A 1,417-nucleotide genomic window follows, 5' to 3' on the forward strand; every position below is an offset into this window, starting at 1 on the left:
TAGTAATGAGGTTTTTAATGAGGGCCTATTAAGGAAGTTGGCTTTATCCTCGGGAGCGGTCAAGCGTTTCCGGAAGCTGTCAGGCAGCCAGTTGTTCGACTTGCTGTTGTTCGATGGTAATTGTTCTTTGAATCAGTTAAGCATGCAAGCTACAGCCCGGCATGGGTTAGTAATTTCCAAGCAAGGCCTTCACCAGAAGTTTAACGAGGGTATGCAGGCCTTTATGAAGTCAGCTTTTGAGAAATTGCTTGCTGTGAAATTAACGGATGAAGCTATACAGGGGCTGGAAATAACCATAAAAGATTCCACGCGCTTTGCCCTTCCGGCAAATATGGCGGGTGAGCTTTCGGGGCTCGCGGGCTCGGGCATGGAAGCAGGCGCAGCCGTGCAGTTCGAGTTCGGGCTTAAAAGCGGGCGTGCGGATATAAAGCTAACGGCAGCCAACGCCAACGACCAGCAGGAGAGCCACTTAGGCAAAGAATACATCCGCCCGGGCGAAGTATACATCCGGGACTTGGGGTATACCCATGCAGCCTACATGGTGAATGTTGCTGAAAAAGGGGCTTTTTTCGTCAATAAGCTGCATTCGCAGGCACTTATCTATACCCGTAAAGGGGATGGCTATGAACTACTGGACTTAGCTACGGTAAAAGGGCTAACCGATATACAAGCTTTTATAGGCGCGCAAAAGCTGCCCGTAAGGCTCGTTATCGAGCCGGTAAGCGAAGGTGTTAAAAATAAGCGCATTGCACAGCTGGCAAAGTATAATAAAAAGAAGGGGCACAAAACCTCTGAGCAGTTTAAGCTCCGTGCAGGTTTTAACCTGTTTGTTACTAATATGGATGGGGAAGCGTATAGTGCAGCCCTTATCCAGGAGCTTTACCATTTGCGGTGGCAGGTTGAATTGGTTTTCAAAGCATGGAAATCCATTATGGGGCTGAACCAAATAGGCAAAGGCTGCATTTACCGTACATGGTGCCGGCTGTACGCCAAGCTTATCTGGGTTATCCTGGGCTGGAAGGCTACAACTGCGATAGGCAAGGTTGGGCAAGTAAGCCCGCTGAAAGTGTACGGGCTGGTAGCTGCTACAAAAGAAGCTTTACGGCAGCAGCTTTGGAAAACAAACGGTCACTGGCTACAAATAATAGGCAAGCTACCTTTTTCAAAGGTGCAAAAAGAGCAGCGGAAACAACGGCTTAAAATAGAAGATATCATATCAATTATTTGATAATCAATAAATTAAAATGTATTTTAGGGAAACAAAAGAAGGCGGGGTACCGCTAAACCACCCCGCCTTCAAAAAAGAAAAAAATATGAGCGCAAAAATACATAGTTTGCCTTTATGGCAAACTACGCCCTGTTTAATTTACAAAAATTAAAAAGATTTTTAACCCATTACCCTTAAGTTGACGGCTAT

Annotated in this window: 1 protein-coding gene; it reads left to right on the top strand. The window is 45.9% G+C overall.

All coding sequences use genetic code 11. The annotated features are described in order from the left end of the window. Window positions 1-1,228, top strand: a 1,228-nt coding sequence (locus E2R66_RS28090; protein WP_134738018.1) for an IS4 family transposase, incomplete at its 5' end; no start/stop codon positions are given. Window positions 1,229-1,417: the final 189 nt, after the last annotated feature.

Source organism: Mucilaginibacter psychrotolerans, from assembly GCF_004519315.1.
GTDB classification, from domain to species: Bacteria; Bacteroidota; Bacteroidia; order Sphingobacteriales; family Sphingobacteriaceae; genus Mucilaginibacter; species Mucilaginibacter psychrotolerans.